The organism is Halobacteriovorax sp., assembly GCF_041587335.1.
Taxonomy (GTDB): Bacteria; Bdellovibrionota; Bacteriovoracia; order Bacteriovoracales; family Bacteriovoracaceae; genus Halobacteriovorax.
Genome location: NZ_JBFGYP010000017.1, coordinates 1 through 12139, shown reverse-complemented (window position 1 = coordinate 12139; position 12139 = coordinate 1). Strand labels below are relative to the sequence as shown.

General features: G+C 36.5%; 12 protein-coding genes. 9 read left to right on the top strand and 3 right to left on the bottom strand.

The window, feature by feature from the left end:
• Positions 1–44: 44 nt before the first annotated feature.
• From ABX784_RS04460 to ABX784_RS04450, 3 genes are all read right to left on the bottom strand, one after another.
• Positions 45–941 (bottom strand): hypothetical protein, encoded by an 897-nt coding sequence (locus ABX784_RS04460; protein ID WP_372653089.1) that lies wholly within the window; start codon positions 939–941, stop codon positions 45–47.
• 245 nt (positions 942–1186) lie between these two features.
• Positions 1187–2893, bottom strand: coding sequence for a DUF6178 family protein (locus ABX784_RS04455; protein WP_372653086.1), 1707 nt, complete (start codon positions 2891–2893; stop codon positions 1187–1189).
• A 92-nt stretch (positions 2894–2985) separates the two neighbouring features.
• Complete coding sequence (locus ABX784_RS04450) at positions 2986–4209, bottom strand: molybdopterin molybdotransferase MoeA (protein ID WP_372653084.1); 1224 nt, start codon at positions 4207–4209, stop codon at positions 2986–2988.
• A 217-nt stretch (positions 4210–4426) separates the two neighbouring features.
• Between ABX784_RS04450 and ABX784_RS04445 the strand changes: the two genes are divergently transcribed.
• The 9 genes from ABX784_RS04445 to ABX784_RS04405 form a co-directional block, all read left to right on the top strand.
• On the top strand, positions 4427–5134 hold the full coding sequence (locus tag ABX784_RS04445; protein ID WP_372653082.1) for a Crp/Fnr family transcriptional regulator: 708 nt from the start codon (positions 4427–4429) through the stop codon (positions 5132–5134).
• Positions 5135–5196: 62 nt separating this feature from the next.
• The gene (locus ABX784_RS04440; protein ID WP_372653079.1) at positions 5197–5580 is read left to right on the top strand and encodes a cyclic nucleotide-binding domain-containing protein; all 384 of its coding nucleotides are present in this window, start codon (positions 5197–5199) and stop codon (positions 5578–5580) included.
• Between the two features lie 99 nt (positions 5581–5679).
• Positions 5680–6132 (top strand): universal stress protein, encoded by a 453-nt coding sequence (locus tag ABX784_RS04435; protein ID WP_372653077.1) that lies wholly within the window; start codon positions 5680–5682, stop codon positions 6130–6132.
• Positions 6133–8523 carry a heavy metal translocating P-type ATPase gene (locus ABX784_RS04430; protein WP_372653074.1) on the top strand — a complete coding sequence of 797 codons (2391 nt, stop codon included), beginning with the start codon at positions 6133–6135 and terminating at the stop codon, positions 8521–8523.
• Positions 8520–8702 (top strand): cbb3-type cytochrome oxidase assembly protein CcoS, encoded by a 183-nt coding sequence (gene ccoS, locus ABX784_RS04425; RefSeq protein WP_372653072.1) that lies wholly within the window; start codon positions 8520–8522, stop codon positions 8700–8702. Before ABX784_RS04430 ends, ccoS begins: the two co-directional genes overlap by 4 nt.
• Positions 8699–10867 (top strand): cytochrome-c oxidase, cbb3-type subunit I, encoded by a 2169-nt coding sequence (gene ccoN / locus ABX784_RS04420; protein WP_372653070.1) that lies wholly within the window; start codon positions 8699–8701, stop codon positions 10865–10867. Before ccoS ends, ccoN begins: the two co-directional genes overlap by 4 nt.
• The gene (locus ABX784_RS04415) at positions 10857–11039 is read left to right on the top strand and encodes a cbb3-type cytochrome c oxidase subunit 3 (protein ID WP_372653068.1); all 183 of its coding nucleotides are present in this window, start codon (positions 10857–10859) and stop codon (positions 11037–11039) included. The genes ccoN and ABX784_RS04415 overlap by 11 nt, the downstream gene beginning before the upstream one ends.
• Positions 11026–11637, top strand: coding sequence for a cbb3-type cytochrome c oxidase N-terminal domain-containing protein (locus ABX784_RS04410; RefSeq protein ID WP_372653065.1), 612 nt, complete (start codon positions 11026–11028; stop codon positions 11635–11637). Before ABX784_RS04415 ends, ABX784_RS04410 begins: the two co-directional genes overlap by 14 nt.
• A gap of 13 nt (positions 11638–11650) precedes the next feature.
• On the top strand, positions 11651–12139 hold a 489-nt coding region (locus ABX784_RS04405), incomplete at its 3' end, for a 4Fe-4S binding protein (protein ID WP_372653062.1).

Sequence of the window (12139 nt, the reverse complement as noted above, 5' to 3'; positions counted from 1 at the left end):
ATTGAAAATGCAGGGCCAGAAGGCCCTACAGATTGGTTTATTTATTAAAGGTCGATTCCGAATACTTCTGGAAGTAATCTGTTTTCTAGGTTGTCACCAGTAGTTCCAAGCTTAGCTGCAATATCTTCGATAAGAACTTCTCTTACTTCAGGATTGTTAGCTGCTTCGTTAAATTGTACGAAACTTGCTCCAGTTACTTTTTCGATGTCATTAGCAAGTGCAAGCTCATCTTCTTGTGTAAGCTTTTGACCATTTGCTCTGTTAACCATTTTTTCAACTTTACTTCCAAGAGTTACAAGAGAAAGAGAAGTTTTCATATCAATTGAGTAAGCAAAAGATACATCAGCTGCTTTCTTAAAGAACTCTTGTCCTTCTTTATCAGATGCCATTAGAGATACGTCAGTAGTTTCTTCAGTATCTTCATATAGGTAACCTGAATCAAATCCACGGTAGTAATCTTCTCCCCATACATCTGTATATTCGTAATCAACGATTTCGTAATCATCACCATAACCATCACCAATTAGACCATTATAGAATTCGTGATCACTTTCGATATCTCTAAACTCATCAGCAAGGTTGTAATTTGACGAGTAATAATCATAATAAGTAATTGATCTAATGTACTGTAGAGAAACAGAAACATACTCATCATATTCAGCATCATAAATAACGAAGAAATCTTCACTATCCCAATCAGATCTAACTGTATCCCACTCATGCTTTACAAGTTCGTTATCTGAATATCCATCTACACTATTAAGTGCATTCACAAAACTTTGTGCTGAGATATATGGGCTATTTTTCGCACCGTAAGTAGATGAGCTTCCTCCTCCACCGTGACTTCCGCCACCGCCACCGCCACCGCAGCTAGCTAGAGCTGTAAGTGCAGTTAATGCTACTAATGACTTCTTTACTGATTGTAATAGTGTACGCTTCATTGTTTCTCCCTCTATTTTATAAAACTGCTTCGTCTAAACAAAGCAAAACCAATTTTTTTCGTTTAAGTCTTCTATCTAACTTGAGACAAAAAACATAAAAACAATTTCATTCATTGAAAAATTTTCACTTTGATTAGGGTATTGCATTTGGCATGCCAAGTTTTAGGAGAGAACTTGGTGCTTATCTGACACTTTTGATTGGTTTTAATGCCAGAAAGCACCATGCGGCGCAACATAAGAGGTGCTTAATTGCCCCTGATATTTAAAAGGAGTGGTCCTCCAACATGACGGAACTCGTCATCTGAGAGTTCAGAAATATCGTATCCACTTAAATGATACTCAATTAAGGTTTTAAAATAGTCACCAATCTGATGAACACTGTCGAGTCCAAATGATGTTGTGAAGTCTTTGATTTTTTCATCGAGGAGATCTTTATTAGAAATAATTGTCTTTGCGAAACTCTTTAGTTCTGAAACATTTAGACCAATCTTCCCTGACGCACCATCTAACACAACACCGTTAGCAAAGTTCATAAAAGTACTCAGTAAAAGTGCTTCAAAATCAATATCTGCAACACTGAAGTTGAGGTAATAGTCATCCATAATGTTTCCAGACTTCTCAAGCTCTTTAAAGGTATCATAAAAACCTTTAGCAAATGGAAGCAGTCCTATCATCATAGAGATATCGTTCTGGGCAGCTAATAGATTCTTGAAAGAGTTAATATTCTCTTTAGTGCTATCGACTTTATTTGTAATAAATGCCGGAGGCTCATTGAAGCTTTCCTCAAGGATGTTTCCAATTAGCTCGCCAAGAAAAGTGTCATTCTCCGCATTAAAGTCGCAAGAGGCCAAGGCCTTTTTAATCCTTTTTTGTTCAAAGAGAATCAGAGAATGACCAATATTAAATATTTCTACGAAATCAAAAGAATTAAATATTCCAAACTCATTAAATTTTTCAATCCCTTCATTTTTGATAAATTCCTGAGTATAGCTGAAACCAAGTTGTAGAGAACACAGGGTTTTCTTGCCAATTCTTGTCATTGCAAAAGCACCATCTTTAAGTGCATCTTCCATCGTCAGGCTAGAGTTTATTAGTCGAGTAAAGTTAAATTGAAGGTAGGCCAATCTCTCACTAGACTCTACCTTTGAAAGTTCTTCACTTAGGTCATCTACTTTATTCTTAAAAGCGATTAGAGCATTCTTATCTAAGCACTGATTCTTACTCTCTAGATCTATACTAGCGTTTAGAGTCTCTTTCTTATTAATAAATAAGTTGATATGTGAAAGACTTGGAAATGGATTACACAACTCAAGAGCATCATAGTAATCAACAAAGCCAAGATCATTTAATCTATGCTTTTTAAATCGGTACTCTTCTTCCTGCATACTAAGGAAGCCATCTGACACAACTTTAAAGATATACTGATAAGCTTTTTCAACACCATGCTCAGTATAGAGATCTTTAATAAATTGTCTCATCTCTGCTATATATGGGTAGTCTTCATCAAATTCAAATAGTAGTAAATTATCTTCAGTAAGAAAGTAATAATCATGATCAGGGTATTCAGGCTCTTCAACATCAAATGTCCAAAAGCTCATTTTACCTTTGAGAAAGAGTGCAAACTCAGTACTGTTTAGGAACTCACTCTTTATAGTGTCATCTGTACATTTTGAATAAACCTCTAACCAAAAAGAAAATGAATCAGGATCTAAGTCATCCTTCTTCCATAGATCTAAATCAAGAAAGACTTGTCGCTGCTTTGGGCTAAATTTCTCAAGAGCAGCCGCTACTGTTTCAGTAGGTAGAGACTTAATAGCAACATAGAGAGGCTGAACAGGGAGGTTAGAAAGGTCCTGCCCTTTTTCTATATAACTTTCAATTATATCCATAGATGTATAGGATTCTGCTTCATTTAATATATTTGTTATTAAGTTAGATCCACTCTTGCTCATTTAATCTCCAACATATTCATTTTAGGCGATTTATAGCAAATATTGACAACAATGGCCATGCGAAGATGGATTGTCTATCACATAGATCTCCCCTATAAATGTACCTCTAGACTTCCCCATGGAAAGAACTGATAAAGCTTATCCTTTATAATTCTTCCTTCATCACTTGGGACCTCAATCAGGCCTTTGCTAAATACAAGTTTTGAGAAGTCTCCTGAGTTATTTCCAGTAGATGGCTCAGCATATATAGTCCCTTCAACGACGCTTAGAGAAACAGGAATGAAGTGAGTGAAACTAGATCCTATCTCCCTATCTACTAAGGCCTTTACAGAATAGTTACTACTTCTCTTTGGGTTTAAGAATTTTTCTAATAGAGGAATAATATGTCTTCTAGTGTTAACTAGTGAGGAGACAGGATTTCCTGGTAGGCCAAAGACAATCTGTCCTTTTGATCCGGAGCCAAACCAGAGAGGCTTACCTGGCCTTTGCTTAACTTTATGAAAAAGCTCATTAACTCCTAATGTCTTTAAAGATCTTGGAATATAATCATACTTTCCCTTTGAAACTCCACCAGAGATAATAACTATTTTGTGATTCTCTAGAATGTTAGCGAGTCCACTTAGGACTTCTTTTTCATCATCATCTAAGTGAAAGAGTTTAATTTCACTCTTTGGAAAGAAGTTAAGTAACTCACTTCTAATAGCATAAGGGTTTGATCTATATATTTGATGGGTTTCAAGGCCCTCTCCAGGCTCAATGAGCTCATCTCCAGTACTCACAATAGCAATAGAGTTTAATTCAAAAACCTTAACTGAACTAAGACCAATAGAGCTTAGTAGTGAGATGATGGTGGAGTTAATAATAACTCCTTTAACTAATAAGAGATCTCCTACTTTATAATCTGATCCTTCTCTATGAATAAATTTATGAGCGGCAACAGGATAATCTTTGTCTTTAAGTTCAAATGTATCATTAACCTTATGAACTTCCTCATAAGGAATAACACAGTCACATCCACTAGGAACAGGGGCTCCGGTCATGACTTCTATACAACAGTCGCTATCTTTTAATTCAAGTTGTTCAAATCCTGCCCTAGCTATTGATTCACAACGGTAACTCTTACTGTCATTTTTTGAAGATATTGCAATTCCATCCATCATGCTTCTATTGAATGGTGGCTGATTTCTGGTGGCATAGATATCCTCTGCTAAGTAAAGCCCATTTGCACTCTCCAACTCAATATCTATGACTTTAATAAGGTTATCTGGAATATTTGAAGATTGAATAATGCGATGTGCCTCAGTGGCAGAGATCATGGTCACTCCGTTTGAATTACTGTTTTTGACAATATTACTTAATTAATTCTCACTTTCAAAGCCATACTATTAAAAATATCAATATAAACAATTGAAAACAGGTATGAAATAATAGTTAAATATGTGATTATTTAAAAATGAAACCTGACTTAGATCATATTTAATAAACTAATCTATGTTAGATTAAGATATATCCAGAACTAATAAGGATCTTAAGATGAAGACGCCAACAAAGTGTGAAAAGTGCCCATCAAATTCAAGTGGAATTTTCTGTGAGCTAAGTAGCCTTGAGCACGAAGATGTTGATAAACACAAAGTAATTAATAAGTATAAAAAAGGACAAACTCTTTTTGTTCAAGGAAACCATCCATTTGGAATATTCTGTATTTCTACAGGTAATATAAAAGTCACAAAAGTTGGTGCCGACGGAAAAGAGTCAATCGTAAGACTTTGTCACGGTGGAGATATTATTGGCCATAGATCTCTTTTCACAGAAGAGCATTACACGGCTACAGCGACAGCAATAGAAGACTCTGAAGTCTGCTTTATAGATAAGAATTTTATTTTAAAAATGATTAATGAAAAACCTTCTGTTTCACTAAGCATAATAAATAAGCTCTCAACAGATATGGGTAAGGCAGAGTCAAAGCTAAGCTCCCTTCATCAAAAAAATGTTAGAGAGAGATTAGCAGAGCTCCTATTAGTACTCTCTAGATCTCATGGGAAAGTACAAGCTGATGGAAGAACTAAAATTGACCTAAAGCTAACTAGAGAAGAAATGGCAACGATGATTGGTACTGCCAATGAAACGTTGATTAGATTCATCTCAGAATTTAAAGATGAAAAGCTCATCGAACAAGAAGGTAAGACTATTATAATTAACAATGAGGAAAAACTCACAGAGTGGGCCAACTTACCTTATTAGAAATTTATAAAAACATGACCCAGAACATATTCTTACTAAATTTTGTAGATTAGAGTTTCGTTATGAATAAACAGAATGAACTTTTGAAAATTCCAGAATCGCAAATCGATGTTATCCAAAACATGGTGCGCCCTTTAAAATATTCAAGCTCTTCAAACTTATTCTACGCTGGACAAATTCCAATAGTCGCCTACCTTCTTTTAGAGGGACTGATTCACTTCACTAAAAATGGAAAAGTTGTGAATACCTTCTCGAGAGGAAATGTAATAGGCCTTAAGGAGTTGATGAATAATCAACCAGTGGATGTTGATGCTCAAATCTTACCAGGAACGAAGGTTTGTTTTATCGATAGGAGTACAATTTTGGGTATTTTAGAGCAAAAAGTCCCTGATTCACTCAATGAAGTCATTAGTAAGTTAATCAGAATAGACTCCACCGTTCGGTAATTTGTAAGTACCTAAATTAACACTAGACTAAGCAATATTTATTTTACATTATCTTAATATATAAACTGTAAAATAATAAGTATTCCCTGGAGGAGACCTATGAAAAATGTCGTAATTTGTTGTTCACTAGAAGATGAAAATATTGAGCTTTTAAAAGAGCTTAAGGGTAATACTGCTATAGAAAATGCTACTTTACACTTCGTGCATATTTTCGAAATTCATGTTTACACTTCAGACTTCTCTCCATACATATTCCCTTCTGAAGAAAAGTATCCAGAGATTGAAGAGGCCTCTAAAAAAGTTATGAGAAGTGTTGCTGAATATGTGTGCACACCAGAGGAACTTAAGAAGTCTCAAGTTGAGTGCTACTTCGCCTATAGCCCAAAACAGAAAATCACAGAATACTTAATGGATGTTAAAGCTGACGTTGTGGTTGTAGCATCAAAACCAAAACATGGTATTGAAGGACTATTCTCAAGTTCATTCACTGAACACTTAGTTAAGTATTCTCCTTGTGATGTACATGTATTAAGACCGAAACTAGAAGAGTAGATGATAAAAGCTGCCCCTCAAAACTCTAATTTATCACCCCGAGGGTCACTTAATTGTGTTCATTGCAATGATGTAATCAAGTTCCCTGTCTACGACGGGGAAAAGGTTTTTTGCTGCAATGGATGTCAGACAGTACATCATGCGCTAGAAGCTGGTGGACTCCTAGAGTACTATAAAGTTAGAGACCGATTAGGTATTTCAGAAAACCTAACTCCACAACTAAAATCAAAAGAAGATTTTAGTTTTATGAATACACCTCAATTTAAAGAAGAATTTATAACGAGTTCAAACTCAAAGCTACACCTTAAGTTGTACGTAGAGGGAATACATTGTTTGGCGTGTATCTGGTTGCTAGAAAAACTCCCAAGTATCAATACCGAAATCTATAGTGCTAGGATAAACTTTAGTAACTCTATTCTTGATGTCACAATAACAGAAGATTGTGATCTAACGAAACTAGCAGAACAAATATCAGACTTAGGCTATAAACCACACGTTATAAAGAGTGATAGTGAGGCGCTAAAACTACAACAAACTGAAGAACATACAAAACTTATTAGAATAGGAGTAGCAGGGGCCTGTAGTGCAAATATAATGCTCTACTCTATTGCAATCTATGCTGGTGCGGGAGAGCAATTCTCATCTCTATTTGGCTGGGTCAGCTTCTTTCTCTGTCTTCCTGTATTGTTCTATAGCGCAATTCCTTTTTATCAAAATACTATCTCTGCAATTAAAACAAGAACTCTTAATATTGATATACCTATCTCTTTTGCCATAATAATTGGCTCACTCTTTGGTTTCTATAACTTGTTCTCAGGCAGTAAACACTACTACTTTGACTCTCTAGCAGTACTTGTCTTTCTACTCCTAACTTCAAGACTACTTGTACAAAAGTCTATACAGAAAGGACTAAATTCTGACGGCCTAGCTAGCCTATTTGAGCAAAGCTCAATTAAGAGATGGAATGAGCAAACATTACAATACGACTCTATTCATACAAAGTTTATACAAGTTGGAGATAAGCTCTTAGTTGAGAGTAAGAAAACAATTCCATCTGATGGAGTCATCTTAAGTGAGCAGGCCTATCTAAATAATTCATTAATAACAGGAGAAAGTCGACCAGTGAAAGCAAAGAAGGATGATACTATCTTTGCTGGAGCCGTGAACTTAGGTGAAGACCTTGAACTTAAGGTAAACAAGCTTTTTATTGATAGTACACTTGGAAAAATTATCTCCGAAGTTGAAAATAACTCTAGTTCTAAGCAAAGAATACAGTCGATTACAGATAAAATAAGTAGATACTTTATAGGAGTAGTATTTTCTGTTTCTATACTTTCATTTATCTACTTTCTTTACGCATTTGGATTAGATGTAGCAATTGAGAGAACTCTGGCAATAATCATTGTCTCATGTCCATGCGCGCTTGGGCTAGCTGCTCCACTTGCTATTGCAAGAGCAATGAATAAGGCTAGACAAAATGGAATTATAATTAAAAATGACTCCAGCCTAGAAGATATCGCCCGAATAAATAATATTTTCTTTGATAAAACAGGCACACTAACAGATGGAAACTTTAGTGTTGTAAAAGTTAGTGAAAAAGACAAACTTAATGAATATAGAGATATCATCTACTCTCTTGAGTCCTCATCTAACCACCCTATTGCTAGGGCCATCCAAGACTGGTGCACGCAAGCAAACAATATAGAGCTCAAAGAACACAAAGAAATTCCCGCTCTAGGCGTAACAGCAAAGAAGGACGAAGTTACATACTCACTCTACAAAAGTAAGAACTTAAATGAGTCCTTCACAGCAGTTGACTTTCTTAAAGAGAAAGAAGTTATTGGAACATTCTTTCTCACAGACCAACTAAAGAAGAACTCAAAAGAGCTTATAAGCTTTCTAAAAGAGACAAACTTTAATACACATATTGTCTCTGGAGATAACGACAATGCCGTTGGAGAAGTTGCTCAAGAGCTGAATATAGATAAGAGTAACTTATGTGCAAACCAGACTCCTGAGTCAAAGGCACAGCTAATTAGTAGCTATAAGCAGAGTATTATGGTTGGAGATGGCGCAAATGATGCAATAGCGATGAAGAAATCCACTGTATCTATAGCTGTATCAGGGGCCATGGATATTGGACTACGGGCCAGTGATATTTATTTGACAAAAGCTCCTCTTAAAAACATGATTTATCTCATAAAACTTTCAAAGTTAACCAATACTTCTATCAAGCTTAATCTAGTAATATCGCTAATATACAACTTGATAGGTGTTACACTCTCCCTATATGGATATATTACTCCACTTGGGGCGGCCGTCTTGATGCCACTGAGTTCGCTTAGTGTTGTAGTTGCTACTTTGTTAAAGATTAAGGGAAATAGCCAGTGAATATACTTTACATCCTTGTTCCTCTAGCCCTCTTACTTGGAATCTTCTTTGTAGCTGCATTTATTTGGGCAACTAAGAAGGGACAATTTGATGATTTGGATACACCGGCGGCAAGAATAGTTTTAGATGATGAAATATGCATAAGTAGAAATAAGAAAGAAAGAAAGGAAGGAAAATGAACGAAGTTAAGATGGAGAAATTCACATACGATGAAAATCTCCCTAAGCTCTTTGTTTTTGCAACGCTAATCTGGGGATTTGTTGCATTACTACTTGGAGTTACAGTTGCATTTCAACTGGCAAGCTGGAAAGTAAACATGGGAATGGAATGGACTACATTTGGTCGTCTGCGTCCACTTCATACAAATGCTGCGATTTTTGCATTTGTAGGAAACGCTATGTTTGCAGGTATTTACTACTCTACTCAAAGGCTTGTGAAAGCAAGGCTCTTTAGTGACTTTCTAGGAAAGATTCACTTTTGGGGATGGCAGCTAATTATTGTTGCGGCCGCAATCACGCTTCCACTAGGAATTTCTCAAGCTAAAGAATACGCAGAATTAGAGTGGCCTATTGATATAGCAATCGCTGTAGTATGGATCATTTTTGCTGTTAACTTCTTTGGAACTTTAGCCAAGAGAAGAGAAAAACATATCTACGTTTCGATCTGGTTTTATATTGCAACAATTATCACGGTAGCACTTCTACACGTTGTAAACGCAATATCTCTTCCAGTAGACTTAATGAAGTCTTACCCAGTTTATGCTGGAGTTCAAGATGCTCTCGTTCAGTGGTGGTACGGTCATAATGCTGTCGCCTTCTTTTTAACAACACCATTTCTTGGATTAATGTATTACTTTATTCCTAAAGCAGTAAATAGACCTGTTTATTCTTATAGACTTTCTATTATTCACTTTTGGTCTCTAGTCTTTATCTACATCTGGGCCGGACCTCACCACCTATTAAATACTGCAGTTCCAGACTGGGTACAAACAACAGGTATGGTATTTTCAATTATGCTTTGGATGCCAAGCTGGGGTGGAATGATTAACGGTCTGCTTACGCTTAGAGGTGCTTGGGATAAAGTAAGAACAGATCCTGTTCTTAAGTTTTTAGCAACATCAGTAACATTCTATGGTATGGCCACATTTGAAGGACCACTTCTAGCAATAAAGTCAGTTAGTGCTATGGCCCATTATACAGACTGGATCGTTGGTCACGTTCACTCTGGAACTATTGGTTGGAACTATATGATGATCTCAGGGATCCTCTACTACTTAGTTCCAAAAATGTATGAAACAAAACTTCATTCTGTAAAACTAGCAAACACTCAGTTCTGGCTAGCAACAATTGGACTTCTTCTTTACATGATGTCTATGTGGACAGCAGGGATTACACAATCTCTTATGTGGAGTGCAATCGATGAGACTGGAAAATTAGTTTATCCAAATTTCATTGAAACAGTTGTAAGAATTGTTCCTATGTACTGGGTAAGAGCAATTGGTGGAGTTCTAGTTCTTACTGGATTCGTACTGATGATATACAACCTTATTATGACTATCAAGAAGTCAAAAGGTATTCAAGAACTAGAATATATGGCCCCTCCTGCAGATCACTCTCATGAGGAAGCTAATGCTACTAAGCATAGAAAGCTAGAAGGTATGACTACAGTATTTTCTATCCTTACATTCTTAGCCGTTCTTGTTGGTGGTGTTGTTGAGATCGTGCCTTCATTGGTAAGTGATAAATTTGTAGAGAGAGACGCTGAAATAAAGCCTTACTCTCCACTTGAACTTATAGGACGTGATATCTTCATTAAAGAAGGTTGTTATACATGTCACTCACAACAAGTACGTCCAATGGCCGATGAAATACTAAGATATGGACCGGCATCGAGAGCTTCTGAGTCAGTTTATGATAGACCATTTCAATGGGGATCAAGAAGGATTGGACCAGACATCGCAAGAGTTGGTGGAAAATATAATGATATGTGGCACTACCGTCATATGTTAAATCCAAGAGAAGTAACTCCTAAGTCGATTATGCCTATCTACCCATGGCTCTTTAAGAAGAAGTACAACTTAAAGTCTCTTCCTAAGAAGTTAAAAGTAATGAAGGCCCTAGGTGTTCCATACTCAGAAGAAGAAATTGCTTCTTCAATCAATGATGCTGGCAAGCAGGCGTTCGAAATAACTAAAGGCCTAAGTGCCGATGGTGTAGCAATGAAAATGCAATCAATGGAAATTATTCCGCTTATTGCTTACTTACAACGTCTAGGAGTAGATGGCGCTAGAAGCCTTAGACTTCAAAAAGAAAAAGCAGAGAACGAGGAGAATAATGATGATTAAGGATTTGATCATGAGCTCTAACTACTCACTCCTTCAAAGTATCGTCACAATATCTTTTGTGGCGCTATTTGTGGGAATGCTAATTTGGATTAATAGAAAAGGTTCTGACAGCTATTACAAAAAAGCTCAGAACCTTGCTCTTGAGGAAGGAGTAAAAAATGGAAAAAAATAATAATAAAGAAGAAGGACTAGATTTACTAGAAGGTGAAAAGGATATCCTACTAGATCATAACTATGACGGTATCCAGGAGTTAAATCACCCTCTTCCAAGTTGGTGGATGAAGAGTTGGGCAGCCTCAATGGTTTTTGCAGTGGCGTACGTAATGTTCTATCACTTCGCAGGTGGACCTACATCTTCAGAAGAGCTTGCTAGAGATATGGTAAAGATCAATGAACTTAAAGCAATTGCTGCTGCAGACGTTTCTAACTTCGATATTGCTCACTACAACGAGTGGAAAGCCAAAAATGATGCAACAGCACTTGGCAATGAAGTGTATGAAACAAACTGTCTAAGTTGCCATGCCGAAGGCGGTGGTGGTGACATTGGTCCAAACCTAACAGATGGGCATTGGATTCATTTAAAGAATAGATCTCCTGAAGAATTATTTCCATTTATTAGAGATGGATTTGAAGATAAAGGGATGCCAGCTTGGGGAGAACTCTTAAGTAAAGAAGAGATCTACGCGGCAATCAATCACATTATTGAATTAAAGGGAACTACTCCACCAAAAGCAAAAGAGCCACAGGGTGAAGAAGTAGAGCAAATATAAAAAAGGTAGAGTCATGGGGAATAAAAACCCAAACGAATTACATGAAGAAAGGATAGCAACAACAGATGAGGGTGGACATAGAGTCTACCTCTATCCTGAAGATGTGAAAGGAAAATGGAGAACAAGAAGGACATGGGTCTATAATACGCTTATCCTTCTCTACCTTTTCCTTCCATGGATTAACGTCGGTGGAAAACAATCTATTCTCTTAGATATTCCAAAGAGAGAATTTACTTTCTTTGGCGTGACTCTCCTAGGCCATAACGCTCCTATTCTCATTTTTGTCCTATTAGGTTTTGTTTTTCTCATTGGATTTATCACAAGTATTTGGGGAAGAGTCTGGTGTGGTTGGGCCTGCCCTCAAACTGTCTTTATAGACGCAATCTTTAATAAGATAGAAGTACTTGTCGAAGGGAATGCTAGAAAGAGAAAAAAGCTTGATGAATCACCACTAGACCTTCAAAAGTTTTTGAAGAAAACATTAAAGTGGTCACTATTCATC

Coding starts and splice junctions, on each gene's coding strand:
- ABX784_RS04460 (WP_372653089.1), bottom strand. CDS start 941: ATGAAGCGTACACTATTACAATCAGTAAAGAAGTCATTAGTAGCATTA.
- ABX784_RS04455 (WP_372653086.1), bottom strand. CDS start 2,893: ATGAGCAAGAGTGGATCTAACTTAATAACAAATATATTAAATGAAGCA.
- ABX784_RS04450 (WP_372653084.1), bottom strand. CDS start 4,209: ATGATCTCTGCCACTGAGGCACATCGCATTATTCAATCTTCAAATATT.
- ABX784_RS04445 (WP_372653082.1), top strand. CDS start 4,427: ATGAAGACGCCAACAAAGTGTGAAAAGTGCCCATCAAATTCAAGTGGA.
- ABX784_RS04440 (WP_372653079.1), top strand. CDS start 5,197: ATGAATAAACAGAATGAACTTTTGAAAATTCCAGAATCGCAAATCGAT.
- ABX784_RS04435 (WP_372653077.1), top strand. CDS start 5,680: ATGAAAAATGTCGTAATTTGTTGTTCACTAGAAGATGAAAATATTGAG.
- ABX784_RS04430 (WP_372653074.1), top strand. CDS start 6,133: ATGATAAAAGCTGCCCCTCAAAACTCTAATTTATCACCCCGAGGGTCA.
- ccoN (WP_372653070.1), top strand. CDS start 8,699: ATGAACGAAGTTAAGATGGAGAAATTCACATACGATGAAAATCTCCCT.
- ABX784_RS04415 (WP_372653068.1), top strand. CDS start 10,857: ATGATGATTAAGGATTTGATCATGAGCTCTAACTACTCACTCCTTCAA.
- ABX784_RS04410 (WP_372653065.1), top strand. CDS start 11,026: ATGGAAAAAAATAATAATAAAGAAGAAGGACTAGATTTACTAGAAGGT.